Source organism: Limnohabitans sp. 2KL-17 (assembly GCF_003063415.1).
Classification (GTDB): Bacteria; Pseudomonadota; Gammaproteobacteria; order Burkholderiales; family Burkholderiaceae_C; genus Limnohabitans_A.
Genome location: NZ_NESK01000023.1, coordinates 40,548 through 66,402, shown reverse-complemented (window position 1 = coordinate 66,402; position 25,855 = coordinate 40,548). Strand labels below are relative to the sequence as shown.

At 59.0% G+C, this 25,855-nt stretch carries 23 protein-coding genes, 2 pseudogenes and 2 riboswitches; of the genes and pseudogenes, 14 read left to right on the top strand and 11 right to left on the bottom strand.

Going from position 1 to position 25,855, the window contains the following annotated elements; all coding sequences use genetic code 11:
* Positions 1-136: 136 nt before the first annotated feature.
* Both B9Z45_RS12630 and thiC read left to right on the top strand, forming a co-directional pair.
* Positions 137-283, top strand: a pseudogene (locus B9Z45_RS12630) (transposase); the annotation flags it as partial.
* 235 nt (positions 284-518) lie between these two features.
* A riboswitch (TPP riboswitch) is annotated at positions 519-628 on the top strand.
* Positions 629-701: 73 nt separating this feature from the next.
* Positions 702-2,621, top strand: coding sequence for a phosphomethylpyrimidine synthase ThiC (gene thiC / locus B9Z45_RS12625; protein ID WP_108407576.1), 1,920 nt, complete (start codon positions 702-704; stop codon positions 2,619-2,621).
* Positions 2,622-2,708: 87 nt separating this feature from the next.
* On the opposite strand, the gene B9Z45_RS17405 is transcribed toward thiC, so the two are convergent.
* From B9Z45_RS17405 to B9Z45_RS12580, 10 genes and pseudogenes are all read right to left on the bottom strand, one after another.
* Entirely contained in the window at positions 2,709-2,888 is a 180-nt protein-coding gene (locus tag B9Z45_RS17405; RefSeq protein WP_233252191.1) for a hypothetical protein, read from the bottom strand.
* Between the two features lie 12 nt (positions 2,889-2,900).
* Positions 2,901-3,461 (bottom strand): annotated as a pseudogene (gene bluB / locus B9Z45_RS12620) (5,6-dimethylbenzimidazole synthase); the annotation flags it as partial.
* Between the two features lie 42 nt (positions 3,462-3,503).
* Positions 3,504-3,695: riboswitch (cobalamin riboswitch) on the bottom strand.
* Positions 3,696-3,814: 119 nt separating this feature from the next.
* Entirely contained in the window at positions 3,815-5,035 is a 1,221-nt protein-coding gene (gene manD, locus B9Z45_RS12615; RefSeq protein WP_108407575.1) for a D-mannonate dehydratase ManD, read from the bottom strand.
* 3 nt (positions 5,036-5,038) lie between these two features.
* Positions 5,039-6,442, bottom strand: a complete 1,404-nt coding sequence (locus B9Z45_RS12610) for a mannitol dehydrogenase family protein (RefSeq protein WP_108407583.1) — start codon at positions 6,440-6,442, stop codon at positions 5,039-5,041.
* Positions 6,443-6,485: 43 nt separating this feature from the next.
* Positions 6,486-7,538 carry a malate/lactate/ureidoglycolate dehydrogenase gene (locus tag B9Z45_RS12605; RefSeq protein ID WP_108407574.1) on the bottom strand — a complete coding sequence of 351 codons (1,053 nt, stop codon included), beginning with the start codon at positions 7,536-7,538 and terminating at the stop codon, positions 6,486-6,488.
* 34 nt (positions 7,539-7,572) lie between these two features.
* On the bottom strand, positions 7,573-9,099 hold the full coding sequence (locus B9Z45_RS12600; protein ID WP_108407573.1) for a UxaA family hydrolase: 1,527 nt from the start codon (positions 9,097-9,099) through the stop codon (positions 7,573-7,575).
* Positions 9,100-9,108: 9 nt separating this feature from the next.
* Positions 9,109-10,503, bottom strand: a complete 1,395-nt coding sequence (locus tag B9Z45_RS12595; RefSeq protein ID WP_108407572.1) for a TRAP transporter large permease — start codon at positions 10,501-10,503, stop codon at positions 9,109-9,111.
* 25 nt (positions 10,504-10,528) lie between these two features.
* Positions 10,529-11,104: a TRAP transporter small permease gene (locus tag B9Z45_RS12590; protein WP_108407571.1), complete on the bottom strand. Its 576-nt coding sequence runs from the start codon at positions 11,102-11,104 to the stop codon at positions 10,529-10,531.
* Positions 11,105-11,227: 123 nt separating this feature from the next.
* Positions 11,228-12,223 (bottom strand): sialic acid TRAP transporter substrate-binding protein SiaP, encoded by a 996-nt coding sequence (locus B9Z45_RS12585; protein WP_108407570.1) that lies wholly within the window; start codon positions 12,221-12,223, stop codon positions 11,228-11,230.
* A 52-nt stretch (positions 12,224-12,275) separates the two neighbouring features.
* The gene (locus B9Z45_RS12580; RefSeq protein WP_108407569.1) at positions 12,276-12,998 is read right to left on the bottom strand and encodes a FadR/GntR family transcriptional regulator; all 723 of its coding nucleotides are present in this window, start codon (positions 12,996-12,998) and stop codon (positions 12,276-12,278) included.
* 194 nt (positions 12,999-13,192) lie between these two features.
* On the opposite strand from B9Z45_RS12580, the gene B9Z45_RS12575 reads away from it, so the two are divergent.
* The 9 genes from B9Z45_RS12575 to B9Z45_RS12535 all read left to right on the top strand — a co-directional run bounded on the left by B9Z45_RS12575 (position 13,193) and on the right by B9Z45_RS12535 (position 21,304).
* Positions 13,193-14,257, top strand: a complete 1,065-nt coding sequence (locus tag B9Z45_RS12575) for a mandelate racemase/muconate lactonizing enzyme family protein (protein ID WP_108407568.1) — start codon at positions 13,193-13,195, stop codon at positions 14,255-14,257.
* Positions 14,258-14,304: 47 nt separating this feature from the next.
* Positions 14,305-15,054 (top strand): SDR family oxidoreductase, encoded by a 750-nt coding sequence (locus tag B9Z45_RS12570; protein WP_108407567.1) that lies wholly within the window; start codon positions 14,305-14,307, stop codon positions 15,052-15,054.
* 33 nt (positions 15,055-15,087) lie between these two features.
* On the top strand, positions 15,088-15,846 hold the full coding sequence (locus B9Z45_RS12565) for an SDR family NAD(P)-dependent oxidoreductase (RefSeq protein ID WP_108407566.1): 759 nt from the start codon (positions 15,088-15,090) through the stop codon (positions 15,844-15,846).
* Between the two features lie 26 nt (positions 15,847-15,872).
* Entirely contained in the window at positions 15,873-16,736 is an 864-nt protein-coding gene (locus B9Z45_RS12560; RefSeq protein ID WP_108407565.1) for a fumarylacetoacetate hydrolase family protein, read from the top strand.
* 136 nt (positions 16,737-16,872) lie between these two features.
* On the top strand, positions 16,873-17,619 hold the full coding sequence (locus tag B9Z45_RS12555; RefSeq protein WP_108407564.1) for a TetR/AcrR family transcriptional regulator: 747 nt from the start codon (positions 16,873-16,875) through the stop codon (positions 17,617-17,619).
* A 41-nt stretch (positions 17,620-17,660) separates the two neighbouring features.
* Positions 17,661-19,472 (top strand): acyl-CoA dehydrogenase C-terminal domain-containing protein, encoded by a 1,812-nt coding sequence (locus B9Z45_RS12550; RefSeq protein ID WP_108407563.1) that lies wholly within the window; start codon positions 17,661-17,663, stop codon positions 19,470-19,472.
* A 30-nt stretch (positions 19,473-19,502) separates the two neighbouring features.
* Positions 19,503-19,946: a DUF2147 domain-containing protein gene (locus tag B9Z45_RS12545; RefSeq protein ID WP_108407562.1), complete on the top strand. Its 444-nt coding sequence runs from the start codon at positions 19,503-19,505 to the stop codon at positions 19,944-19,946.
* A gap of 48 nt (positions 19,947-19,994) precedes the next feature.
* Positions 19,995-20,759 (top strand): enoyl-CoA hydratase, encoded by a 765-nt coding sequence (locus B9Z45_RS12540; protein WP_108407561.1) that lies wholly within the window; start codon positions 19,995-19,997, stop codon positions 20,757-20,759.
* Between the two features lie 62 nt (positions 20,760-20,821).
* A complete protein-coding gene (locus B9Z45_RS12535; RefSeq protein WP_108407560.1) occupies positions 20,822-21,304 on the top strand; it encodes a thioesterase family protein in 483 nt (160 codons plus the stop codon).
* Positions 21,305-21,409: 105 nt separating this feature from the next.
* Here B9Z45_RS12535 and B9Z45_RS12530 read toward each other — a convergent pair whose 3' ends face one another.
* Positions 21,410-21,820 carry an acyl-CoA thioesterase gene (locus B9Z45_RS12530; RefSeq protein ID WP_108407559.1) on the bottom strand — a complete coding sequence of 137 codons (411 nt, stop codon included), beginning with the start codon at positions 21,818-21,820 and terminating at the stop codon, positions 21,410-21,412.
* A gap of 40 nt (positions 21,821-21,860) precedes the next feature.
* Here B9Z45_RS12530 and B9Z45_RS12525 point away from each other — a divergent pair, with 40 nt between their 5' ends.
* The 3 genes from B9Z45_RS12525 to B9Z45_RS12515 all read left to right on the top strand — a co-directional run bounded on the left by B9Z45_RS12525 (position 21,861) and on the right by B9Z45_RS12515 (position 25,798).
* The gene (locus B9Z45_RS12525; RefSeq protein WP_108407558.1) at positions 21,861-23,741 is read left to right on the top strand and encodes an ABC transporter ATP-binding protein/permease; all 1,881 of its coding nucleotides are present in this window, start codon (positions 21,861-21,863) and stop codon (positions 23,739-23,741) included.
* A gap of 6 nt (positions 23,742-23,747) precedes the next feature.
* Positions 23,748-24,683 carry a LysR family transcriptional regulator gene (locus tag B9Z45_RS12520; protein WP_108407557.1) on the top strand — a complete coding sequence of 312 codons (936 nt, stop codon included), beginning with the start codon at positions 23,748-23,750 and terminating at the stop codon, positions 24,681-24,683.
* 224 nt (positions 24,684-24,907) lie between these two features.
* A complete protein-coding gene (locus tag B9Z45_RS12515; RefSeq protein WP_108407556.1) occupies positions 24,908-25,798 on the top strand; it encodes a transporter substrate-binding domain-containing protein in 891 nt (296 codons plus the stop codon).
* The last annotated feature ends 57 nt before the right edge of the window (positions 25,799-25,855 follow it).

Sequence of the window (25,855 nt, the reverse complement as noted above, 5' to 3'; positions counted from 1 at the left end):
GCCTGCGGCGTTGAACGCTTGTCACCACTTCAACCCGGGTGGGCGTTGCTGAAGACATAGTCATATCCATGGTCGTATTCCTGTTTCTTAGTTTAAGGAATACCGACGGGACTGTGATTCAGGGGGCTAACTCACCCGGGTGGAGCACGTCTTCGCAGTGGTCAAGCGGCTGTGGGGCTTCACCAAGGTGCGCTATCGCGGCCTGGCCAAGAACGCCACGCGCTCGTTCGTGGCGTTGGGTCTGGCCAACATCTACTTAGCGCGTGGACGCCGCATGGCATGAGTGCGTCTTCAGAGCGCGCAATGCGCGTGTCTGGCGTGAAAAGGCCAGAAATACGGGCCGAAATTGGGCCGCTTCGCCCATCACATCTCGCATCATGCAATCAACTAGCAACATATCGCTGAATTCGGTGGCTTGTTCAGCGTAGCCTTAGGTTCGGGCTTTGGATCGCGTCCCGCTTGAACCCTAGCGACCACTGATTGGCTGAGTTTGTTAAGTGCTGAATCGAATACAATGCGATTGCTTGTCGGGGCGCCAAAGACGTAAGTCAAGGCTGAGACCACTCATGTGGAACCCGCTGAACCTGATCGGGGTCATTCCCGCGTAGGGAACAACGCACATTGGCACCGGTCCACGCTTGGCATTTCGTCCAGCATTCTCCGGCAGCCCAGGCAGGCTCCACCCTCAACCGGAGACCATCTTGTCCAAACCTTCATCTTCTGTAAACGCCTCGGAACTCACCAGCCGAATTACCCGCACGCCTTTTCCCGGCTCGTCCCGTATTTATTTGGAAGGCTCTCGCCCCGATATTCGCGTCCCGTTTCGTGAAGTCAGCCTGACCGACACGCTGGTGCATAACGGAACTGAACAGCCGCGCCGAGAAGCCAATCCGGCGATACGTCTGTATGACCCGTCGGGCATCTACACCGACCCGTCCCAAAGCATTGACATTACGCGCGGTCTCGAAGGATTGCGTGCCGACTGGATTGCCGAGCGATACGATACCGAGGTCCTGAGCGGCATTAGCAGTGCCTACGGTCAGCAACGCCTGCACGACCCACTGTTGCAGTCCCTGCGCATGGCGCGGGCGCCGGTGCCACGCCGTGCGATAACAGGTGCCAACGTCTCTCAAATGCACTATGCGCGTAAGGGCATCATCACGCCCGAGATGGAATACATTGCCATCCGCGAAAACCTGGTGCGCGCACAACTGAAAGAACGATTGGCAACCGAACGGTTACCTAAGCCCGGCCAATCATTTGGTGCGCTGATGTCCCAGCAGGTGACGCCGGAATTTGTGCGTGACGAGGTGGCACGGGGCCGCGCCGTCATCCCCTGCAACATCAACCACCCTGAGAGCGAGCCGATGATCATAGGCCGCAACTTCCTGGTCAAGGTCAACGCCAACATCGGCAACTCCGCCGTCACCTCCAGCATCGAGGAAGAGGTGGACAAGCTGGTCTGGTCCATCCGCTGGGGTGCCGACACAGTGATGGACCTGTCCACCGGCGACAATATCCACGAAACTCGCGAATGGATTCTGCGCAATTCTCCCGTGCCCATCGGAACGGTGCCGATTTACCAAGCGCTGGAAAAGGTAAATGGCAAAGCCGAAGACCTGACTTGGGAATTGTTCCGCGACACCCTGATCGAGCAGGCCGAGCAGGGCGTGGACTACTTCACCATCCACGCTGGTGTGCGCCTGGCCTATGTGCCGCTGACGGCGAATCGCCTGACCGGCATCGTTTCTCGCGGCGGCTCCATCATGGCCAAGTGGTGCCTGTCGCACCACCGCGAGAGCTTTCTGTATGAGCACTTTGAAGACATCTGCGAGATCATGAAAAGCTACGACATCTGCTTCTCGCTAGGTGACGGTCTGCGCCCGGGCTCGATTGCCGACGCCAATGACGAGGCTCAGTTTGCCGAACTGCACACCCTGGGTGAACTCACACAGATCGCCTGGAAGCATGATGTGCAGGTGATGATCGAGGGCCCGGGCCATGTGCCGCTGCAATTGGTCAAAGAGAATGTCGATAAGCAACTCGAGGCCTGCTTCGAGGCGCCTTTCTACACTCTGGGCCCGTTGATAACCGACATCTCTCCTGGCTACGACCATATTTCATCCGCCATGGGTGCTGCCAATATCGGCTGGTACGGCACGGCCATGCTGTGTTACGTCACGCCCAAGGAGCACCTGGGCCTGCCCAACCGGGACGACGTCAAGCAGGGCCTGATTGCCTACAAGATTGCGGCCCATGCCGCCGACCTAGCCAAGGGCTTTCCGGGGGCGCAGATGTGGGACAACGCCATATCGAAGGCACGCTTTGAATTTCGCTGGGAAGACCAGTTCCGCCTGGCCATAGACCCGGACACGGCCATGGCTTACCACGACGAAACACTGCCCAAGGAGAACGCCAAGCTGGCGCACTTTTGCTCGATGTGCGGCCCCAAGTTCTGCTCTATGAAGATCTCGCAGGAGGTGCGCGAGTTTGCGCGTCTGCATCCGGAAACCACCACGCTGCAACCGGCTGCTGGCGTGATTCCTATCCAGCAAATCAGCAGCGGCCTGGAAGAAAAAGCTAAGGAGTTCCGCAAAGCGGGTAGCGAGATTTACTCCTGAGCACGGCAGAGATACGTGCCTTCCATGGAACTCAACCCTAGCTAGGCGCTTGCTGCTTGCGTCTATCGCAGGCCTGCAGTCTTTTTTTTAATTCGGAAAGTCCGAGATGCCTGTGGCCGCTTCAATTGCGCGTAATTTTGCGATGAGTTCACGGTTGCCTTCGCCTGCAGCATTGCCCCATTGGTCCTGGAACACCAGTTCCTCGATTGGCAGGCGGGGCAACCAGCCTGCCGTTTCTAGCGCGGGTTTGTCATCAAAGTGGCTCACATAGCCAATGCAAAGGTAAGCGATAGGGACGATATCAGAAGGTATCCCCAAAGCCTCTTGCAGAGCACTTTCGTGAAAGATGCTGACCCAGCTGACACCCACCCCTTCAGCTCTGGCCGCCAGTCATAGGTTCTGAACGGCGCATACGCTGCTGTAGAGATCCATGGAGGGCATGTGAGTTCTGCCAAGCACTACGGGGCCACTGCGCGTGCGATCGCAGGTTACGGCCAGGTTAATTGGAGCGTCCAAAATGCCCTGTGGCTTGAGACTACTGTAAATTTTGCGCTTATGGTCCGGGAAAAGAATCTTGGCTTCGTCGTTGGCTGCGTTGAATACATCGTGAACCTTTTGCTTCACAGTGTTGGATCGCACCACCAAAAAATTCCACGGCTGCATAAAGCCAACCGATGGCGCGTGGTGGGCAGCCACTAAAAGGCGGGCCAATAGTGCCTCCGGAACCGGCTGAGGGAGAAATTCACTGCGTACATCGCGGCGTGTGGTGATGGCCTGACAGACCGCGCGGCGGTCCGCATCGCAAAAGGCATGCAACGACTTTAATTCTGAGCTTTCCATGAGTTCCCCGTTTTGGAAAAGCAAAGCGCCGCGTGACCATGCAGCGCGCATTCGTCTTCAGGCCGGTCTTCTGACTCGGAGTCATCCAGCTTGCACGCCTTCCCGGTACCAAGGTACCAGTGGCATCAGTGCAACTGTCATCCATACAGCGTTGGGCACGTGGCGTAGTCACACCGCCTTCCCGATTCTCCAATCAACCCGAGGGCGATCGGCACCTGAAAACATTTGCCTTCAAAGCGAAGGCCTCGGCATTATGAACGCAGGATGTTCGCGATGACCGGTTTAAGGCGGGCATTCTGAATTTCTGAAGGACGGCAGTCGCTGCAAAGCAGCCAATCCACGTTCCAAGCACCTCACCAATTCCAAAGCGTCCCGTCATGCTGCAGTCGATTCACCGGCAGATAAGCCCGTTGGTACGGGTACTTGGCGGCGAGTTTTTCGTCGATGTCCACGCCATGGCCGGGGGATTCGCCGCAGTACATCATGCCGCGCTCAAAGCGATAGTCTTGCGTAAAAACCGACAGCATTTCTTCGCTGTGCGGCATGTACTCCTGCACACCGAAGTTGGGCACCCAGGTGTCAAAGTGCAAGGCGGCGCCCATGCACACGGGTGACAAATCGGTCGCACCATGGCAACCGGTGCGCACCTGGTACAAGCTGGCCAGATCGGCAATGCGCCGCAGGTGCGTGATGCCACCCGCATGGACTACGGTGGTGCGGATGTAGTCGATCAGTTGTTTCTCGATCAGCGTCTTGCAGTCCCAGATGCTGTTGAAAATCTCGCCCACCGCAATCGGTGTGGTGGTGTGGTGGCGAATCCACTGAAACGCCTCCTGGTTCTCGGCCGGGGTCGGGTCTTCCATCCAAAAAAGGCGTGAGGGCTCGAGCGCTTTGCCCAGTTGCCCAGCTTCGATGGGCGTGAGGCGGTGGTGCACATCGTGCAGCAAATGGATGTCGGGGCCCACGGCTTCGCGCACCGCTTCAAACAGGCCGGGCGTGTGGCGCAAATACTTTTCGCTGCTCCAGTCGTGCTCGCTGGGCAAGTTGCCATCGGCAGGTTCGTACATGCGGTGTGCACCGTGACCGCCGCTCACACCATAGACCTTGTTCAAGCCCGGCACGCCGCTTTGGGCGCGGATGGCCAGATAGCCTTCTTCCCTGTGGCGCAAAACCTCCTGAACGGTCTCGGCTGTGTCGCGTCCGTTGGCGTGGCCGTAAACCATCACCCCGGTTCGGCTGCGACCACCCAGCAACTGGTAAAGCGGCATGCCCGCCATCTTGGCCTTGATGTCCCACAGAGCGGTGTCTACGGCGGCAACAGCACTCATGGTTACCGGGCCTCGCCGCCAGTAAGCGCCTTTGTAAAGGTATTGCCAGATGTCTTCGATTTGTTGAGGGTCACGCCCGATCAGGCAGGGAATGACGTGTTCTTCCAGGTAACTGACAACGGCCAGTTCGCGGCCATTGAGGGTCGCGTCGCCGACGCCGGTGACACCCTGGTCGGTCTCGATTTTGAGCGTCACGAAGTTGCGGCCAGGGCTGCAGACAATGACGCGGGCGGCGGTGATTTTCATGGCTCAGGCCTCTTGCGCCAGCAGTTGCTGGATGGCCGCATCCACCCCATGTTGCAGAATTTGCTGGTGCCAGTGCAGCACGCGGGCTGTCCATGCCGCGTGGAGGGGCAAAGACGCTCCCCACAAGTCTTCGCGGGCCAGCAGGGCTTTCACGCAGGCTTGTGCTTGCGTGCGCTGTGCTGCACCCAGTGCTGTCAGGCTTTGGGCCTGCGGGTCGTTCAGGGCATAGGCCTGGCCGTTCTCGTCCACGCCCAAGGTGTAGCGCACGAACACGGCGGCGGCCAGCGCGTGGTGTTCATACGGTGCACCCTCGGCCATCTGACCCAGCACAGAAGGTGGCCAGCGCTGCGGTATTTTCTGCGAACTGTCGGTGGCGATCTGGTGCACGCTGTGTTTGAGGTAAGGGTTGCCAAAGCGTTGTACCAAGGCGTCGCGGTAATCGGCCCAGTCGCTGCGGCTGAGGTGCGGCGCCACCTCGCGGCCCATCAGGCGTTCCACGAAGCTGCGGATGTGGGGCGTGCCAATGCAGCTGGCAATGAAAGGCCTGCCCGTGACCGCACCCATGAGTGCCATGGCCGTGTGGCTGCCGTTCAGCATGCGCAGCTTGGCTTCCTCGTAGCTGTGCACATCGGCCGTCACCCGCACGCCGGCGCTTTGCAGCAAGGCCCCATCGGCCGGGTCTGCAAAGCGGTCTTCGATCACCCATTCCCAAAAAGATTCGGTGCTGAGCGCGCAGTCGTCTTTCACGCCCAGGGCCTCATGCGCTGCGGCCATGATCTCGGGGGTGGCTGCAGGCACGATGCGGTCCACCATGCTGCAGGGGAATGCGCAGTGTGCGTCCATCCAGCGCACGACGGCTTCATCTTGTGGGCTTGCGGCTGCTTTGAGCAAGGCCTGAAGTTTGTGGCCATTGCCTTGCAGGTTGTCGCACGATGCCACTGTGATACCGGGCAATCCGCCTTGTTGGCGCAGGCGCAGGCCGTCCAGCAGCAAGCCGGCCAGCTCGGGCGTGTAGCCTTTTTCAGTCACAGTCAGGGTGACCCAGCGGGTGGTGGGTGCGGCAATGGCCGCGACCACTGCATCGCGTTCGGTGGTGGCCACGCTGGTGCGCCACAACGCACCTGGCACCTGCCATTTCACACCCTGCCCATCGGCCACGCGGACAGCGTACAGGCCGTCTTGCGCATTCAGTTGGTTGACCAAGTCGGGCCTGGTCATGCCCACGCCGTGAATGCCCCAGCGCATGTCGCCAGCGGACAGCAATTGGTCAAACACCATCGCTTGGTGCGCGCGGTGAAAGGCGCCCAGGCCCAAGTGCACAACCCCAGGTGCATGGGCTGTGCGGTCATACGCGGGGCCGTGGATGGATGCGGGCAGTGTGGGCAGCGTGGCAGCAGAAAGGTTCATGACGATGACCGCAAATGATGGGTAAATTTCGAAGCAGCGCGCTTCAGCCGTGCTGAAGTTTTTTCTCAGAGGCTTCAATCTCGGCCCAGGTGGCGTCGTCAATCAAGATGCCCGTTTTTTCTCTTGCGATACGGGCGGCCCGCTCGGGTTCTCCGGCCATGTGCACGCCATCGGTGCCCGGTGCATCCGGGCTTTGGCGCAGCCAGTCTGCAAAGGCCAGAGTTTCTTGCTCGAATAGGTTTTGTGTGCCCAGGCGGACCGGGTCGATCAGCATCGTCAACATGCCGTTCAGCACGGCCCGCTGATGATCGGCTTCGCGGTGCCAGGTGCCGCTGCCCGTCAACGCGCCGCCCAGCAATTCGCAGGCCACGGCCATGCCGAAGCCTTTGTGGTCGCCAAAGGTCATCAGCGCGCCAAACAGACCATTCGACTGGGGCACCACCACCACCCCCGGGTCGTTGGTGGGGTGGCCGTTTTCGTCAATCAGGTAGCCCGGGGGCACTTGCTCGCCCTTGTTGTGCGCGACGCGCATCTTGCCCTGCGCCACACGGCTGGTGGCAAAGTCCAACACAAAGGGCTCGCGCTTGCCCATGGGCACGCCGATGCAGCAGGGGTTGGTGCCAAATCGGCCATCGCCACCCCCGAAGGGTGCGACCACCGGGCGCGACAGCACGTTGACAAAATGGACCGACACCAGGCCTTCGGCCACAGCCATTTCTGCAAAATGACCGATGCGGCCCAGGTGGTGCGAACGGCTCAGGGCCACGGTGCAAACACCGTGTTGCTTGGCGCGCTCAATGCCCATGGTGATGGCCTGAACGCCGGTGATCTGGCCATAGCCGCGTTGACCATCCAGGTTCAGCAAGGGGCCGGTGTCGAGCAAAACCTTGACGCCCGTGTTAGGCGACAGACCACCTTCAAGCACCGCGTCCACATAACGCGGCACCATGCCCACGCCGTGCGAGTCGTGACCACTCAGGTTGGCCATGACGAGGTTGCCCGCCACCTGGGCGGCCTCGGCGGGTTCGCTGCCAGTCATGGCGATGATGCGGGTGATGTGTTGTCGAAGCTCGGCTGCCGGGATCAGTTGGCTCATGAAAAAACTTTCAGGAAGGGGTGAATCAGGTTGCTCACATCACGGCGCCGACTTGCCATGGCACAAACTCGTTTTGTCCATAGCCATGGCGTTCGCTCTTGGTGGGCTCACCCGAAGCGGCGGCTAGGATCATCTCGAAAATGCGCTGGCCCATTTCAGCGATGCTGACGCCACCATCCACGATCTCACCGCAATTCAGGTCCATGTCTTCTTGCTGTTTTTTCCACAGGGCCGAGTTGGTTGAGAACTTCAGACTGGGTGATGGCGCGCAGCCGTAGGCGCTGCCGCGGCCGGTGGTGAAACAAATCAGATTGGCGCCACCGGCGACCTGGCCTGTGGCGCTCACTGGGTCGTAGCCGGGTGTGTCCATGTAGACAAAGCCTTTGGCGTTGACGGGTTCGGCGTATTCGTACACGGCCTGCAGGTTGCTGGTGCCCCCTTTGGCCACCGCGCCCAATGATTTTTCAAGGATGGTGGTCAGGCCGCCGGCCTTGTTGCCGGGTGAGGGGTTGTTGTTCATCTCGCCGCCATTGGCAGCGGTGTAGTTTTCCCACCAGCGAATGCGCTCAATGAGCTTGTGCGCCACTTCGGGTTTGACCGCGCGGCGCGTCAGCAAATGCTCGGCCCCGTAAATTTCGGGCGTCTCGCTCAGGATGGCGGTGCCGCCATGCTGTACCAGCAAGTCGACGGCCGCCCCCAGTGCCGGGTTGGCACTGATGCCCGAATAACCATCCGAGCCCCCGCATTGCAAGCCCACCGTGATGTGTTCGGCGCTGCAGGGCGTGCGTTGCACGGCATTGGCTTGGGGCAGCATTTCTTGGATCAGCGCAATGCCTTTTTCGACCGTGAGGCGCGTGCCTCCTGTGTCCTGGATGTTGAAGACCTTGAGCGTTTCGCCCTGGCGCAGACTGCTGTTAGCCAGCCAGGTGCTGAGTTGGTTGGCTTCACAGCCCAGACCCACCACCACCACGCCCCAGAAGTTGGCATGGGTGGCGTAACCCGCCAGCGTGCGTTCGAGCAGTTTCAAGCCCAAACCTTCGGTGTCCATGCCGCAACCGGTGCCGTGGGTCAATGCCACCACGCCATCGATCTGGGGAAAATTCGACAGTGCAGTTGGGTTGTTGCGTTTGGAAAAATGATCCGCAATGGCCCGTGCTGCCGTGGCCGAACAATTCACAGTCGACAGCACGCCGATGTAGTTGCGCGTGGCCACACGCCCGTCAGCGCGCTGGATGCCCATGAAGGTGGCATGCTTGCGCGCTGCTTCAGGCTTGACATCTTGACCAATCGCATAGTCGCGTTCGAAGTTGCCTTTTTCGGCGCCCATGTTCAGGTTGTGCGTGTGCACATGCTCGCCGGGCTGGATGGCCTGGTGGGCAAAGCCGATGATCTGGTTGTAGCGGCGCACAGGCTCTCCAGAGGCAATGGCCCGGGTGGCGACCTTGTGGCCCGGTGGGATCAGGCCGCGCACGGCCACGCCGTCTACGCTGCTGCCACTCATGAGTTGGGCGCGGGCAATGACGACGTCATCGGCGGGGTGCAGGCGAATAAAACTGCTCATGAAATGTCCTCAATAAAATTGCTTGGGCAACCACAGCACCAGGCTGGGAAAGTAAGTGATCACGGCCAGGCTGCCCAGCAAAGGGAACAGCCAGGGCAAGATGGCCATGGTGGTGCGCTCGACACTGAGTTTGGCAACACGGGCCAACACAAACAACACCATGCCCATGGGCGGGTGCAGCAAACCGATCATCAGGTTGAGCACCATCACCAGACCAAAATGCACCAGGTCAATGCCCAGTTGCTGGCAGATGGGCACCAGGATCGGCACCAAGATGGTGATGGCCGCTGTAGGCTCTAGAAAGCAACCCACAAACAGCATCAGCAAGTTGGCCAGCAGCAAAAACACCCAGGGTTCCTGGGTGAAGCCGAGAACCCAGGCCGAGATCGCGGTGGTGACGCCAGTGGCGGTCAGCATCCAGCCAAAAATGCTGGCAGCCGCCACGATGAACAACACGGTGGCGGTGGTCTCCACAGTGTCCAGGCAGATCTTCACAAACATCTTAAAGTTGAGCGTGCGGTACCAAAAGAAACCCAGTGCAATGGCCCAGACACAAGCGGCGATGGCGCCCTCGGTGGGGGTGAACACACCGGTGGTCATGCCACCGATGAGAATGACTGGGGTCATGATGGGCAGCACGGCCTGAAAGTTGAAAAACTTGTCGGCGGCAAACAAAACGATCAAGGCCACAAACACCGTGATTTGTGCGGGCGTGCCCATGGCGGTCACCAGCCACCAGATGGCCAGGGGCCAGCCCACCACCACAGCTGTTTCTGCCAGAGCCTTGATGACCTTGGGCCACTCGAATTTGACGTCGGCACCCCAGCCATTTTTGTGTGCGAAATAGGCCACGGTGAGCATCATGAGCAAGGCCATCAAGATGCCGGGCAAGATGCCCGCGAGGAACAGCGCACCCACCGACACGTTGGCCATCATGCCGTAGATCACGAAGGGTAAGCTGGGCGGAATGATGGGGCCGAGTGTGGCCGAAGCGGCCGTGACCCCCACCGCAAATTCGGTGCTGTAGCCATGGTCTTTCATGGCCTTGATCTCGATGGTGCCCAGGCCTGCGGCATCGGCAATGGCGGTGCCACTCATGCCCGCAAACACGACCGAGCCGACCACGTTCACATGGCCCAGCCCGCCCTTGAGCCAGCCGACCAGGGCCAGTGCGTAGTTGTAAATGCGGTTGGTGATGCCGGCGTTGTTCATCAGGTTGCCGGCCAGAATAAAGAAGGGCACGGCCAGCAAAGGGAAGCTGTCAATGCCCGAGACCATGCGGTGGATCACCACAAAGGGCGGTGAGCTTTGCGCAAAGAACAGATAAATCAGCGAGGCACCCGCCATGGCAATGGCCACCGGGATACCGCCACTCATGAGGATGAGAAAAAGAATTTTCAGCATGGAAACTTTCGAGAGGGGCGGTTTTTCAGCGGTCAGTCATTTCAGATTCGGGGCGTTCCAGCACGGTGTAGCCGCGCTGCCAATGCACACGCATCACCCAAATGGCGCGCAAACACATGGCGGCAAAGCCTGCCATCACCACGCCATACACCAGGTTCATGGGCAAATCGATGATGGTCATCTTGTAGCTGCCCAGCTTTTCCATCATCTGACCTGTGAGGAAAGTGGCGATCGCAAAAAATGCGATGCGCATCACATCGACCACAGTGGCCATGGTGCGCGACAGCCAGGGGGGCATGAAACGGAAAAAGAAATCAACCTGAATGTGGTTGTTCTTGGCCACGCCAATGGTGGCACCTGTGAAAACAGTGGCGATCAATAAATAGCGTGCGATTTCTTCGGTCCATGAGGCCGAGTTGTTCAGCACATAGCGCGTGAAAAATTGGTAAAAAACCGTCAGGCCCAGGGCCCAAAAGAAGGCCAGGGAAAACCAGGCCTCAATGGGCGTTCCCGACAAGTCGACCTCTTCATCGATCGCATGGAATTGGCCATCGTCGCCCATGACTTTCGGCATGGCGTCCAGGTCGGGAATGTTGCTCATCGGCTGTCCTAGGGTTCAAAAACAATGCAGGCTGGGGTCGGCAGAGCCGACCGATCGTGGTGTCGCTGACCGACCCGAGGTCGGCAGCGACACCCAGGCTGTGCGCAAAGCACAGCCACTGGCTCACTTGGCTGCTTGAATTTTGTCGAAGTCAGCTTGCGTGAAACCCATCGAGGTGAGGGGTTTGTTTTTCAGAACGGCGTCTTGAAATGATTTGCGGTCAACCTGAACAATTTGCAGGCCTTTTTTCTTGAACTCGTCCACCAACTCGGCTTCGCGGGCCTTGATCTTGGCCGTGGCACGCACAGCCGCCGCCTGCGTCACTTCCGTGAACATTTTCTTTTCATCGGCGCTGAGTTTGTTCCACAGGTGAGGGGCCACCTGGGTGGTCAGGCCGTCCACGATGTGACCGGTCATCATGATCGCTTTTTGAACTTCAAAGAACTTTTTGGCTTCGATGGTGGTTAAGGGGTTTTCTTGCGCCTCGACAGTGCCGTTTTGCAGGGCCAGATACACCTCGGCAAAAGCAATCGGGGTGGGGTTGGCACCGCAGGCTTCAGGCGTGGCGCGGTAGGCAGGTACATCGGGCACACGGATCTTGATGCCTTTCATGCCCGCACAGTTGGTGAAGGCCTTTTGGGCCGTGGTGTGGCGCGCACCGTAGTAGGTGTAGGCCGTGACCTGGATGCCGGTTTTGCTGCGGAACTCATTCACCATTTCTTGAAAAACGGGGCTCTTGGAGTAGGCGATCAGGTGATCCCCATCACGGAAAATGAAGGGGTAGTAAGCGATGCCAAAACGTGGATACGTGCGGGCTGCAAAAGAAGGGCCGCTGATGATCATGTCAACCGTGCCCAGGGTTAGGCCCTGGTTGATGTCGGTTTCCTTGCCCAGCGTGGACGCAGGAAAGACCTGGATGTCGAACTTGCCGTTGCTGCGTTTTTTGATTTCCTCGGCTGCCCAGACCGATTCGGTGTGGTACGGCTCTGAGGTTTCATAGACGTGCGCCCATTTGAGTTTTTGCTGCGCGTACACGGTCGCGCTGCCAAACATGGCCATGGCGCCGGCGGCGATAGCGCCTGCGGTGGCCAGGGTTTTCAGGGTGAATCTTTTGCTCATTTCGGTCTCCTTTGGGTTTAAAAAATTGCTGACGCGTTAAAACTGCATACCCCTAGCGGGCGGGAGCGCGGCGCCAGCTCGCGCTGTATCTCTTGTGGGCTTGTTTCAGGTGCTTTTGCATGGCTTTGCGCGCAGCCGAGCTATCGCGTGCCTCGATGGCATCCAGCACAGCCTGGTGTTCGCCAATGGCCGTTTGCCAGGAGGCCGGGTTTTCAAAATAGTCGCCCAGTCGCTCAAACAAGGGCCCGTTGCGGGCTTGCCAGAAGCGCTGGACGGTGTCGAGTAAAACGCTGTTGCCACAAGCCTGTGCAATGCCTTCGTGAAAGGCCTCATCGCCCCGGCGGGGGACCTCATCGCGCGCAGCTTCCAGCTTCATTTTTTGCAAGCCGTTGCGGATGGTTTGCAGTTGTTTTTTTTGGGCGTTCTGGGCGGCCAGTGCCGCGACTTCAGCCTCCACCAGAATTCGGGCACTCATGACTTCCAGGGGGCCCCAGTCCGCTGGGGTGTCGGTCATCTTGGATGTCAGTGCATTTTTGGAGCGAGTTGTGCTTTGCACATAAATGCCCGAGCCGGTGCGCACTTCAATCATGCCTTCGACCTCGAGTGCAATCAGCGCTTCTCTCACCGAAGGGCGGCTCACACCCAGTTGGGTGGCCAGGTCGCGCTCGGCGGGCAAACGTGAGCCCACCGTGAACTCGCCCGAGCTCATCAGTTGCCGAAGTTGTTCGGCAATCTGGCGATACAGGCGTTGGGGTTCAACGGTTTGGATGGGCATTGGGCAGATCAGGGATAACGTGAATTGGACAAGTGGTCAGACCAGTTGCACAATCATCACATGTTCATATTTGCCCGGTCAAGCCATTTCGACTCCGCACAAACCCGCATGACCGCTGTCGCAAAAACGACCGGTGATGTTGCCCATCAGGCTCAAGCTTAGATCTCTGTCTTCTACATTTCGCCAAGTTTTTCATGTCCTCTGTCACCATTGACCGCGTGAGCCTACGGCAAGTCAATCTGCCGCCCAAGGTGCTGCGCACCGATGCCATTCAGTCCTTCGTGACCCAAGAAACCATCTTGCTCAGTTTGCACTGCAGCGATGGCATTGAGGCCACGGGTTATGCCTACACCATCGGCACCGGGGGCTCTTCGGTCATCGCCTTGCTCAAAGACCACTTGGCGCCACGCCTGATCGGTCGCGACCCGGTGCGTGTTGAGGCGATTTGGAAGGATCTGTTTTTTCACACCCACGCCACGGCGGTGGGCGCGATGACCAGCCTGGCCTTGGCCTGCGTGGACACGGCCTTGTGGGATTGGCGTGCGCAAAGTCAGGGCTTGCCTTTGTGGCAACTGCTGGGTGGCGCGCAAACGCGTGTGCCGCTCTACACCACTGAAGGTGGCTGGTTGCATTTGTCGCCGCAGGCGCTGGTGGACCAAACCCTGCAAGCGCAAGCGCAGGGTTTCAAGGGTGCCAAGATCAAAATTGGCAGACCCCATGTGAGTGAAGATGTGGCGCGCCTGAGTGCCGTGCGCAACGCGGTCGGCCCCGGCTTTGAATTGATGACCGATGCCAACCAGGGCTTTAATCGTGCCGAATCGGTGCGCCGTGCGCGGGCCTTCGATGGCTTGGGCCTGGCCTGGATCGAAGAGCCCATGCCCGCTGAAGATGTGTCGGGCCACCGCCAGTTGCGCGAGCACTCCACCATACCGGTGGCGGTGGGCGAGTCCATGTACCACCCGATGCAGTTTCGTGAATATCTGGAGCAAGGCGCTTGTTCCATCGTGCAGCCCGATGTGGCGCGCATCGGCGGCATCACGCCCTGGCTCAAGACCGCGCACTTGGCCGAAACCTTTGATGTGGCGGTGTGCCCGCATTTTCTGATGGAATTGCACGTGAGCCTTTGCGCGACTGTGCCCAACGCCACCTGGGTCGAATACATTCCGCAACTCGATGACATCACCACCTCGCGCCTGCACATCGCGGATGGTTTTGCACACCCACCCGATTCCCCCGGCCTGGGCATTGCCTGGGACTAGGCCGCCATCAACCAAAAACAAACCACTTATTTGGAGATCAAGACACCATGAGACTCAAAGGAAAAATCGCACTGATCACAGCAGCCGGGCAGGGCATTGGTCAGGCTGCTGCGCTGGCCATGGCCGCAGAGGGCGCCACGGTTTACGCGACCGATGTGAACCCCGATTTGCTCAAGTCCTACCAAGGTGTGGCCAATGTGCACACCGCTGTGCTGGACGTGCTGGACAAGGCGGCTATTGCCCGCCAGGTCGCCAGCATGGATCGCATAGATGTGATCTTCAATTGTGCAGGCTTTGTGCACAACGGCAACATTGAGCAGGCGACAGACGACGACTGGAATTTTGCTTTCAACCTGAACGCTCGCTCGCAGTTCTGGATGATTCAGGCGGTCATCCCCAAAATGCTCGCCCAGTTTGAAAAAGATGGGCACGGCGGCAGCATCATCAACATGGCCAGTGTCTGTTCCAGCGTGCGTGGCTTGCCCAATCGCTTCATTTACGGGGCCAGCAAGGCCGCGGTCATCGGCTTGACCAAGAGCGTGGCAGCCGACTACGTGCGCCAGGGCATTCGCTGCAACTGCATTTGTCCCGGCACGGTGGACACGCCCTCGCTGCAAGACCGCATCAACAGCTATGCCGATCCGGTGCAAGCCCGCAAGGATTTCATCAACCGCCAGCCCATGGGCCGATTGGCTCAGGCGCACGAGATCGCGCCCATCGTTACTTTCCTCGCGTCTGACGAGTCTATCTTTGCCACCGGTAACGCCTACATGGTGGACGGCGGCATGACCATTTAACCTTCAACAGCCCCCTTTTTAAGAAAGCCAGATATGAACTTGTTGGACATGAAAGGCCGCCATGCGGTCATCACCGGTGGCGCCACCGGTTTGGGTTTTGCCATTGCCCAGCGCATGCTGGCCTCAGGTGCCCGTGTGACCTTGTGGGACCGCGATGCGCCGGGCATGACGACGGCGGCGGAACTGCTGAAAAAAGAGCATCCGGGCGCAGTGGTCAACACGGTACAGGTCGATGTGGCCAGCCACGACTCTGTGGTCAAGGCCACGGCCCAAACCACGGCTTTGGCCGGGGTGGATGTGCTGGTCAACAGCGCGGGCATCACAGGCCCCAACACCAAGCTCTGGGACTATCCGGTGGATGACTGGAAGCAAGTTTTTGATGTCAACGTGCACGGACTTTTCTATTGCTGCCGGGAGATCAGTGCCCACATGAAAGCGCGCAACTATGGCCGCATTGTCAACATCGCATCGGTTGCGGGCAAAGATGGCAACCCCAATGCCAGCGCATACAGTGCGAGCAAGGCGGCTGTCATTGGCTTGACCAAATCACTGGGCAAAGAACTGGCGGAAACCGGTGTGCGTGTGAACTGTGTCACGCCGGCGGCCGTGAAAACCACTATGTTTGATCAAATGTCGCCTGAGCACATCCAGTTCATGCTGTCCAAAATTCCGATGGCGCGTTTTGGCTTGCCCGAAGAGGTCGCGGCCATGGTGACTTGGCTGAGTACCGAAGATTGTTCCTTTTCCACCGGCGCGGTCTTTGACCTCTCAGGTGGTCGTGCCACTTATTGATTCTTTTTAAAAACTGAAAGGCAGTTATGAAACTCGTTCGTTATGGCCAACCTGGCAAAGAAAAACCCGGATTGATCGATGCCGATGGCCGTTTGCGCGATTTGAGCGGCGTGGTCAAGGACATCTCCCCCGATCTGCTCAATGACAAGGCGCTGGCCAAGCTGGCCAAAGTCAAGACCGACAAACTGCCCTTGGTGCGTGGCAAAAAGCGCTTTGGCACGCCCATCTCCTACACCAGCAAGTTCATTGCCATTGGCCTGAACTACGCCGACCACGCGGCCGAATCGGGCATGCCCATTCCGTCGGAGCCGATTGTGTTCACCAAGGCCATCTCCTGTATCCAGGGCGCTGACGACGACGTCATGCTGCCCAAGGGCTCCAAAAAGTCCGACTGGGAAGTTGAGCTGGGCATCGTGATCGGCACCCGTACACGTTATGTGTCCCAAAAAGACGCTTTGAACCATGTGGCAGGCTATTGCGTGGTCAACGATGTGAGTGAGCGCGAATACCAACTCGAGCGCGGTGCCACCTGGGACAAGGGCAAGGGCTGCGACACCTTTGGTCCCGTCGGTCCATGGCTGGTTACACGCGACGAGGTGCCCAATCCGCAGGCCTTGGGCATGTGGCTGGATGTGAACGGCGTGCGTTATCAAACCGGCAACACCAAGACCATGATTTTTGGCGTCGCCAAATTGGTCAGCTATGTGAGCCAGTTCATGACGCTGGAGCCAGGTGACATCATCACCACCGGCACACCTCCTGGCGTGGGCATGGGCGTCAAAGTCGATGGCAAGTCAGCGCCGGTCTATCTCAAGCGGGGCGATGTCATGCGCCTGGGCATCGACGGACTCGGTGAACAAAGCCAGAAAGTCGTGGCTTTCAAGGCCTGATCAAGCCTGTGCAGGTGTCCGTCGGTGCTTTGGCACTGGCGGTGCCTGAATCCTGATTTACCCTCGTCTCTGGGGGTTCTTTGATTTTGCGACGCTTTTTGGTGCAAAATAGAACGATCGTTCTTTTTTAATCGCCATGACAGATCGCAAAACCCTCTCCAAAGTTGAAAGCGTGCCTGCTCCCGAGGCCGGTCGTCGCGTGCTCATCAAGGGCCAGCAAACCAAGGCCGTGATCGTCCAAGCTGCTTTGGGCCTGGCCTCGCAAATTGGTCTGGATGGCTTGTCCATTGGTGCTGTGGCCGAGGTCACGGGCATGAGCAAGTCGGGCGTGTTTGCCCACTTCGGTTCGCGCGAAGAGCTGCAAATTTCAGTCATCCGTGAATACCACGACCGCTTTGAGGCAGAGGTTTTTTATGCGGCCATGCAAAAACCCCGCGGTGTGCCCCGCCTGCAAGCGATGTTTGACAACTGGATGGTGCAGACCTCTGCCGAAATCGATTCGGGCTGTATTTACATCAGCGGCGCCGTAGAGTTCCACGACCGCACTGGCCCTGTGCGGGATGCTTTGGCCTCTTCGGTGGCGACTTGGCTGACCGCCTTGCGCAGGGCTGTAGAGCTGGCCCAGGCGTCTGGGCAGCTCAGCCATGAAGCCGATGCCCACCAGATCGCCTTCGAAATCCACAGCCTGATCCTGGCTTTGCACTACGAAGCGCGCTTTCTGCGCAACCCTGTCGCCACCGAGTTGGCGCGTCGTGGTTTTTCAAACATATTGGCCCGCTATGTGGCAGGGTCGACTACCCCATCGTCGGTAAAGACGAGCGCTGCCAAATCCGCCAAGCTCGTGGCGGTGCCCAAGCCCCGGCGCAAGGCCACCAGCGACTGATTTCTCCCCAACCCGCTTTTTGACTCTCTCAAGGAATTGCCATGCCTGTCTACAACCCGCCCCTGCGCGACATGCAGTTTGTGTTGCACGAATTGCTCAATGTGTCTGCCGAATTCAAGGCCCTGCCCAAGCACGCAGACACCGATGCCGACACCATCAATGCGGTGCTTGAAGAAGGCGGTAAGTTTGCGGCCGAAGTGGTGTTCCCCATCAACATTTCGGGCGACACCCAGGGCTGCCAGCTCAACCGCGACACGCACGACGTCAAAGCCCCTGATGGTTTTCAGGCTGCTTATGCGCAATATGTGGCCGGAGGCTGGCCCTCACTCAGCTGCGATCCCGAATTTGGCGGACAAGGCCTGCCCTTTGTGGTGAACCAGTGCTTTTACGAAATGCTCAATTCGTCCAATCAGGCCTGGACCATGTACCCTGGTTTGTCGCACGGCGCATACGAGTGCCTGCATGCCCACGGCACAGCCGAGCAAAAAGCGCTGTACCTGCCCAAGCTGACCAGTGGCGAATGGACTGGCACCATGTGTCTGACCGAGCCGCATTGCGGCACCGACCTGGGCATGTTGCGCACCAAGGCCGAGCCACAGGCCGATGGCACGTACAAGCTCAGTGGCCAGAAGATTTTCATCAGTGCCGGCGAGCACGACCTGGCCCCCAACATCGTGCACTTGGTGCTGGCCCGATTGCCCGATGCGCCCCCCGGTAGCAAAGGCATCAGCCTCTTCATCGTGCCCAAATTCAAGGTGGTAGCCGATGGCAGCATGGGTGAGCGCAACAGCATTTACTGTGGTGGCCTTGAGCACAAAATGGGCATCCACGGCAATGCGACTTGCCAGATGGTGTTGGACGAAGCTGTGGGCACCCTGGTGGGCCAGCCCCACAAGGGCCTGGCGGCGATGTTCGTGATGATGAACGCCGCACGCTTAGGCGTGGGTAACCAGTCGCTGGGCCTGACCGAAGTGGCCTATCAAAACGCACTGGCCTACGCCAAGGACCGCGTGCAAATGCGCTCGCTTACCGGCGTGAAGGCGCCGGGCAAACCGGCCGATCCGATCATCGTGCACCCCGATGTGCGCCGCATGCTCATGACGGCAAAGGCCTATGCCGAGGGGGGGCGCGCGCTGGCCTGCTACTGCGCCTTGTTGCTCGACAAAGAACTCCATCACCCTGACGAGGCCGTGCGGGCCGAATCGGCTGAAATCGTGGCCTTGCTCACGCCCATCGTCAAAGCCTTCACCACCGACAACGCCTGGGAGGCCACATCGGCATGCCAGCAGGTCTTTGGTGGGCACGGCTACATCAAGGAGTGGGGCATGGAACAGTTCGTGCGCGATGCCCGCATCAACATGATTTACGAAGGCACCAACACCATTCAATCGCTCGACTTGCTGGGCCGCAAGGTGCTGGGCAACCAAGGCGCCACGCTTAAAAAATTCGGCAAACTGGTCGAGCAATTGGTCAAGGCTGAAATGGCCAACGAAGCCATGGGCGAGTTCATCAAGCCGCTGGCCGATCTGGGCCAAAAGCTGACGCAGCTGACTGGCGAAGTGGGCATGAAAGCCTTGAGCAACGCGGACGAAGTGGGCGCAGCAGCGGTGGATTACTTGCGCGTGGTGGGCCACCTGGTGTTGGGCTATTTCTGGGCACGTTCGGCGCAAATTGCACTGGCCAAATTGGCCGAGGCCGAAGAGCAAGCGCAACGTCCTGATCCGTTTTACCAGGCCAAACTGCAAACAGCGCGCTTTTACTTCACGCGCCTGATGCCCGAGACCTCCAGCCTGATGCGCCGCATCCGTGCAGGCAGCGATGTGCTGATGGACACCGACGCCGCGCTGGCCTGATTTATTTCACACATCAACAGGAAGACCTCCATGATCAAATTTGCCCTGGCCTTGAGCTTCAGCTTGTTCGCGTTGGCTGCACAAGCCCAGTTGAGTCCGGTGGGTTTGTGGCGCAGCATCGACGATGACAGCAAGCAGCCCAAGGCTGAAATTCGCATCAGCCAAAACGCGGCAGGGGGCTTGTCGGGCGTGGTGGAAAAGTCATTGCTGACGGCGCCCAGCCCCGAGCCGAACTGCAATTTGTGCACCGATGACCGCAAGGACAAACCAAAAATCGGTTTGGAAATCATCCGGGGTGGTCAACAAAGCGAAGGAAAAGCCGTATGGGAAGGCGGGAAAATTCTCGATCCCGAGAATGGGAAAAACTACAGTGCGCGTTTGACACCGATTGAAGGTGGCAAGAAGCTCGAAGTCCGGGGTTACATCGGCACGCCTTTGTTGGGGCGCTCCCAAACCTGGATTCGGGTCCAATAAGCCGTTCTGCAAAGCACAACCCCACACCACATACCCTCAAGGAACACCATGTCTGACATCCTGACCCACATTGACGCGGGGGTGATGACCATCACCTTCAACCGCCTGGACAAAAAGAACTCCATCACAGCGGCCATGTATGCCGTCATGGCCGACGCGGTGGCTCAGGCTGCAGCGGACGCCAGCGTGCGCGTGGTGCTGTTTCAGGGACACGAAAGCATCTTCAGTGCGGGCAACGACATCGGTGACTTCCTGAACCAGCTACCGACCACGCAAGAGTCGCCAGTGTTCCGTTTCCTGCGCGGCATCGCCAGCTTCGAAAAACCCATGCTCGCTGCCGTGGCCGGCCCTGCGGTGGGCATTGGCACCACCATGCTGTTCCATTGCGACTTGGTCTATGCCGGAGACAACGCAGCTTTTTCCATGCCCTTTGTCAATTTGGGCCTGTGCCCCGAAGCTGCGTCCAGCCTGCTGGTCCCACGCATGTTTGGCTACCACCGCGCTGCAGAAGCATTGCTCATGGGCGAGCCTTTCTTTGCCGAAGCTGCGCAAGAAGTGGGGCTGGTCAACCGGGTTGTACCGCCCACCGAGGTCAATGGCTACGCCCAGGCCCAGGCGCGCAAGCTGGCAGCCAAGCCCTTGTCGTCGCTGATCGAGACCAAGCGCCTGATGAAGGGTGGTACCCAGCAAGAGGTGCTGAAAATCATGGACGAAGAGGGCAAAAGTTTTGGCCGCATGCTGCGTGAGCCCGCCGCCAAAGAGGCCTTTGGGGCCTTCATGGCCAAGCGCAAGCCGAATTTTTCCGCGCTGTAAACTGCCATCCAGCTTGGTCGGGCATTCGGGCCCGACCACACACTTCCTTCTGAAATGTCTGCATGCCCCATCGTCCAACCGAACCCATTGTTCTTGAGCCCGAGTACATCGAGGGCTTTCGCCAGATCTACGAAGAAAAAATCGTTTTCAACAAGTCACTGGGCCTCAAACTGGTCAAAGTCACGCCCGAAGGGGTAGAGGCCCGCATCGACATGCGGCCTGATCTTGTGGGTCACTTTGCCTACAACCGCATCCATGGTGGCGTCATCAGCGCTGTGCTGGATGCCATTGGGAGCGCGGCGGTCATGGCCGCACTGGCCGCCAAACACATGGATGAAACGCCCACCAAGCGGCTGGAACGCTTTGCCAAACTGGGCACCATCGATTTGCGCGTGGACTATCTGCGGCCGGGCATTGGTGAGTACTTCACCATCACCGCAAATGCTCTGCGTGTGGGCTCCAGGGTAGGCTCTTCGCGCATGGAGTTTTGCGGCCCCGATGGCAGCTTGATGTCCACCGGCGCTGCGGCTTACATCGTGTCTTGATGGGGGTATGCAGCCCGGGCTTTTGCCCAGGCTTCTCGTGTGACCGGGATCAGCCGGTGGCTCAGCCTCAGCCTTAGCGTCAGCTTCAAGCTTTAAGCCAGGCTTTCACTCAGCAGGCACTGCCCTCGGCTGACCCTGGTCATCGACCGCCACATAGGTCAGGTGCGCCTCGGTCACCTTGATGTACTGGCCCTGCAGCTGAAAGCGTTCAGCGAACACCTCGACCTTGACCGTGACCGAGGTCCGACCGACCCGCACGATGCGGGAAAAGAACGACAGGATGTCGCCCACCTTGACCGGTTGCTTGAAGATGAATTCGTTCACGGCCACCGTGACCATGCGGCCCCTGACGCGCCGTGCGGGCAAGACGGCGCCGGCCAAGTCGACCTGGGCCATCACCCAGCCGCCAAAAATGTCGCCACTGGCATTGCAGTCAGCGGGCATGGGGATGACCTTGAGCACCAGCTCCTGGTCAGTGGGCAAAGCCACGGTGTGGGTGCTGTGGGTTTCAGACATGGGCACAATCGGTGGTAAACGAAAAACCGGATTGTCCCTTATGCGCCACCACGGCGAAACCGCTGCCCCTGCTTCACCTGCCACGCCAAGGCCTGGCTTGCCTGGAGGCGCTGCGCCCTCAGCGCCTGCAGGGGGTGACTGGAAGACGCTGTCGCGCCTCTTGCCTTATTTGTGGCAATACAAATGGCGCGTTGTCATTGCCCTGAGCTTGATGGTGGGTGCCAAGCTGGCCAACGTGAGCGTGCCCTTGCTGCTCAAGGAGTTGGTCGATGCCATGAACATCAAGCCTGGCGATGCGCAAGCGGTGCTGGTGGTGCCGGTGGCCTTGCTGGTGGGCTATGGCGCATTGCGCCTGCTGACCTCGGCTTTCACCGAGTTGCGTGAACTGGTATTTGCCAAAGCCACGCAGGGCGCATCGCGCAGCATCGCCTTGCAGACCTTTGAACACCTGCATGCCTTGAGCTTGCGCTTTCACCTGGCGCGTCAGACCGGTGGCATGACGCGTGACATCGAACGCGGCGTGCGCGGTATCGAGTCGCTGATTTCGTATTCGCTCTACAGCATCATCCCGACCCTGATCGAGGTGGGCCTGGTGCTGACCATTCTGGCGGTCAAGTTTGATGCCTGGTTTGCGGGCATCACGCTGCTGGCTTTGGCGCTTTACATCTTTTTCACAGTGCGCATCACCGAGTGGCGCACGCAGTTTCGCAAACAGGCCAACGAGTTTGATTCGGCTGCCCACACACGGGCCATTGATTCGCTGCTGAACTACGAAACCGTCAAGTATTTCGGCAACGAGACGTTCGAGGCTGGGCGCTACGATGAAAGCCTGGAAAGCTTGCGCGTTGCGAGGCTCAAGTCTCAGACGACCTTGTCGGTGCTCAACACAGGCCAGCAGCTCATCATTGCGGCAGCTTTGGTCGCCATGTTGTGGCGCGCCACCGAGGGCGTGGTGGCCGGGCGCATGACCCTGGGCGATTTGGTGATGATCAATGCCTTCATGATCCAGCTCTACATACCGCTCAATTTTCTGGGCGTGCTGTACCGCGAGATCAAGCAAAGCCTGACCGACCTCGACAAGATGTTCGTGTTGATGGACCGCGAACGCGAAGTGGCCGATGCGCCAGGCGCCCAGGCGCTGGCCTTGCAAGGCGCACCCGATGTGGTGTTTGACAGGGTTTCCTTTGCCTACGAAAGCGACAGGCCGATCCTCAAGGGCATCAGCTTCACCATCCCCGCAGGCAAGACGGTGGCCGTGGTGGGCCCCTCGGGTTCGGGCAAGTCCACACTGGCGCGGTTGATGTTCCGTTTTTACGACGTGCAGCAAGGCTTCATTCGCATTGCGGGGCAGGACATCCGGCAGGTCACGCAATCGAGCGTGCGCAAGGCCTTGGGCATCGTGCCGCAAGACACAGTGCTGTTCAACGACAGCGTGGCCTACAACATCGCCTATGGCCGCCCCGGCGCCAGCCAGGCCGAGATCGAGGGCGCCGCACGTGCTGCGCGCATCCACGACTTCATCGCTTCCACCCCCAAGGGTTATCAGACTTCGGTGGGCGAGAGGGGCCTGAAGCTCTCGGGGGGCGAGAAGCAGCGCGTGGCCATTGCCCGCACCTTGCTGAAAGACCCTCCGATCCTGGTTTTTGACGAAGCCACTTCGGCCCTCGATTCAGCCAATGAGCGCGCCATTCAGGCCGAGTTGGCCAGCGTGGCGCAAAACAAGACCACCCTGGTGATCGCCCACCGCTTGTCCACCGTGGTCGATGCGCACGAAATCCTGGTGATGGAAGCTGGGCAAATCATCGAGCGTGGCAACCACTCCGAACTGCTGGCCAGCCAGGGGCGCTACGCCAGCATGTGGGCGCTGCAACAAAATACCGAATCATCGCCAGCAGTGGCATCCATCGCGGCCGCGACATAATCCGGCATGGAAACCAAGTGGCTTGAAGACTTTGTGAGCTTGGCTGAAACCCGAAGTTTCAGCCGCTCTGCGCAACTGCGGCACGTGACGCAGCCGGCGTTCTCCCGGCGCATCCAGTCCCTGGAGGCGTGGGCAGGTGCCGACCTGGTGGACCGCAGCTCCTACCCCACCAAACTCACCCCAGCCGGAGAGACCTTGTTTGACCAGGCGCTGGAGCTGCTTCAGTCCTTGCAAAACACCCGGGCCATGCTGCGCGGCCACAACTCGGCGGGGCAGGACTTCATCGAATTTGCCGTCCCGCACACTTTGGCTTTTACCTTTTTCCCGTCCTGGATGGCCAGCTTGCGCGAGAGCTTTGGCCCCATCAAAAGCCGTTTGATCGCCCTCAATGTGCACGATGCGGCCATGCGCTTGGCCGAAGGGGGGTGTGACCTGTTGATCGTCTACCACCACCCCTCGCAACCCTTGCAACTGGATGCCGAGCGTTACGACATGGTGGTGCTCGGGGCGGAGTCGATTGCCCCTTACGTCAAGGCGCAAGCCGACGGCAGCCCTGTGCTTGGCCTGCCTGGAACACCCTCCCGGCCCTTGCCCTATCTGGGCTATGCGCCAGGGGCGTACCTGGGTGGCGTGACCGACTGGATCCTCAAGCAAGCGGGCACACCGATTCATCTGGACCGGGTCTATGAAACCGACATGGCCGAAGGCCTGAAAGTCATGGCCATGCAAGGCCATGGCCTGGCGTTCTTGCCAGAGAGTGCGGTGCGCAAAGAAGTCCAGAGCAGAGCTTTGGTGGAAGCGCGTTTGCCGGGCGGTCAAGTCTTGTCCTTGACGATGGAGGTCAGGGCCTACAGGGCCAAACCAGGACCGAAAACCAGCGGCCACCATCCAGCCCATGAGCTGTGGGCGCACTTAACCCAGGAATCGCCACGCCCAGCTTGATCTGGCGCCTGAAGGCATTGTGTTATGCTTTTTTTGCATGATGATCTGGGGTACACCCTGATGTGGGTTGGCTGTTCAAATCACTATAGTTGTTGCTTGTTTAAAGCGGGCATATTTTGCAGGGCAGCTGCTAAAACAAGTCTGTCTAAGTGTCATGATGGTGCAACCGCGCACCGTCACGGCATGGTTTAACTTTCGCCTTTTGGCAATTTTTGGAGAACTGAATGAAAAAGCAATTGTTCGCTGTCGCGATCACCGCCCTGGCCTGCATGTCTGCTCAAGCCGACACCATCGCCAAGGTCAAAAATGCCGGCGCCATCACCATGGGTGTGCGCGACTCTTCGGGCGCCCTGTCTTACACCCTGGGTGATGGCAAGTACGCTGGTTTTCACTATGAAATTTGCCAGCGCATCATTGGCAACCTGGAAAAGACTGTGGGCAAAAAAGTCGATGTCAAGTTCCAATCTGTGACTTCGCAAAACCGCATTCCATTGGTTCAAAACGGCACGGTCGACATTGAGTGCGGCTCGACCACCAACAACACGGCACGTCAAAAAGACGTGGCTTTTGTGGTCACCACCTACGTGGAAGAAGTGCGCATTGCCACCAAAGTCGCATCAGGTATCACCAACATTGCACAACTGAAAGACCGCAACGTGGCCACCACCACCGGCACCACCTCGGTCCAGTTGCTGCGCAAGCACGAACGTGCCAATGGCATCGACTTCAAGGAAGTCTTTGGCAAAGACCACGCAGACAGCTTCTTGCTGCTTGACTCAGGCCGTGCCGATGCGTTTGTGATGGACGGCTCCATTCTGGCGGGCAACATTGCCAACGCCAAGAACCCAGCGGACTTCCGCATCGTGGGTGAGGTGCTGGCCGTTGAGCCGATTGCCATCATGATCCGCAAAGACGACCCAGCTTTCAAGAAGCTGGCCGATGACACCGTGCGTGACCTGGTCAAGAACGGTGACATGGCCAAATTGTGGGACAAGTGGTTCTTGCAAGCCATCCCACCCAAAAACGTGAAAATTGGTCTGGCCTTGAGTGAAAGCACCAAAACAGCTTGGGCTACCCCCAACGACAAGCCTGCTGAAGACTACGCCAAGAAGTAATCCCGTCGGTTGGAGCACAAACCCCGCCGAGGATGACTCGGGCGGGGTTTGTTTTTT

What these genes read in the sequence shown, in the direction of transcription:
- manD (WP_108407575.1), bottom strand. Translation starts at nt 5,035, where the DNA reads ATGAAAATCACCGCCGCCCGCGTCATTGTCTGCAGCCCTGGCCGCAAC.
- B9Z45_RS12610 (WP_108407583.1), bottom strand. Translation starts at nt 6,442, where the DNA reads ATGAACCTTTCTGCTGCCACGCTGCCCACACTGCCCGCATCCATCCAC.
- B9Z45_RS12605 (WP_108407574.1), bottom strand. Translation starts at nt 7,538, where the DNA reads ATGAGCCAACTGATCCCGGCAGCCGAGCTTCGACAACACATCACCCGC.
- B9Z45_RS12600 (WP_108407573.1), bottom strand. Translation starts at nt 9,099, where the DNA reads ATGAGCAGTTTTATTCGCCTGCACCCCGCCGATGACGTCGTCATTGCC.
- B9Z45_RS12595 (WP_108407572.1), bottom strand. Translation starts at nt 10,503, where the DNA reads ATGCTGAAAATTCTTTTTCTCATCCTCATGAGTGGCGGTATCCCGGTG.
- B9Z45_RS12590 (WP_108407571.1), bottom strand. Translation starts at nt 11,104, where the DNA reads ATGAGCAACATTCCCGACCTGGACGCCATGCCGAAAGTCATGGGCGAC.
- B9Z45_RS12585 (WP_108407570.1), bottom strand. Translation starts at nt 12,223, where the DNA reads ATGAGCAAAAGATTCACCCTGAAAACCCTGGCCACCGCAGGCGCTATC.
- B9Z45_RS12580 (WP_108407569.1), bottom strand. Translation starts at nt 12,998, where the DNA reads ATGCCCATCCAAACCGTTGAACCCCAACGCCTGTATCGCCAGATTGCC.
- B9Z45_RS12575 (WP_108407568.1), top strand. Translation starts at nt 13,193, where the DNA reads ATGTCCTCTGTCACCATTGACCGCGTGAGCCTACGGCAAGTCAATCTG.
- B9Z45_RS12570 (WP_108407567.1), top strand. Translation starts at nt 14,305, where the DNA reads ATGAGACTCAAAGGAAAAATCGCACTGATCACAGCAGCCGGGCAGGGC.
- B9Z45_RS12565 (WP_108407566.1), top strand. Translation starts at nt 15,088, where the DNA reads ATGAACTTGTTGGACATGAAAGGCCGCCATGCGGTCATCACCGGTGGC.
- B9Z45_RS12560 (WP_108407565.1), top strand. Translation starts at nt 15,873, where the DNA reads ATGAAACTCGTTCGTTATGGCCAACCTGGCAAAGAAAAACCCGGATTG.
- B9Z45_RS12555 (WP_108407564.1), top strand. Translation starts at nt 16,873, where the DNA reads ATGACAGATCGCAAAACCCTCTCCAAAGTTGAAAGCGTGCCTGCTCCC.
- B9Z45_RS12550 (WP_108407563.1), top strand. Translation starts at nt 17,661, where the DNA reads ATGCCTGTCTACAACCCGCCCCTGCGCGACATGCAGTTTGTGTTGCAC.
- B9Z45_RS12545 (WP_108407562.1), top strand. Translation starts at nt 19,503, where the DNA reads ATGATCAAATTTGCCCTGGCCTTGAGCTTCAGCTTGTTCGCGTTGGCT.
- B9Z45_RS12540 (WP_108407561.1), top strand. Translation starts at nt 19,995, where the DNA reads ATGTCTGACATCCTGACCCACATTGACGCGGGGGTGATGACCATCACC.
- B9Z45_RS12535 (WP_108407560.1), top strand. Translation starts at nt 20,822, where the DNA reads ATGCCCCATCGTCCAACCGAACCCATTGTTCTTGAGCCCGAGTACATC.
- B9Z45_RS12530 (WP_108407559.1), bottom strand. Translation starts at nt 21,820, where the DNA reads ATGTCTGAAACCCACAGCACCCACACCGTGGCTTTGCCCACTGACCAG.
- B9Z45_RS12525 (WP_108407558.1), top strand. Translation starts at nt 21,861, where the DNA reads ATGCGCCACCACGGCGAAACCGCTGCCCCTGCTTCACCTGCCACGCCA.
- B9Z45_RS12520 (WP_108407557.1), top strand. Translation starts at nt 23,748, where the DNA reads ATGGAAACCAAGTGGCTTGAAGACTTTGTGAGCTTGGCTGAAACCCGA.
- B9Z45_RS12515 (WP_108407556.1), top strand. Translation starts at nt 24,908, where the DNA reads ATGAAAAAGCAATTGTTCGCTGTCGCGATCACCGCCCTGGCCTGCATG.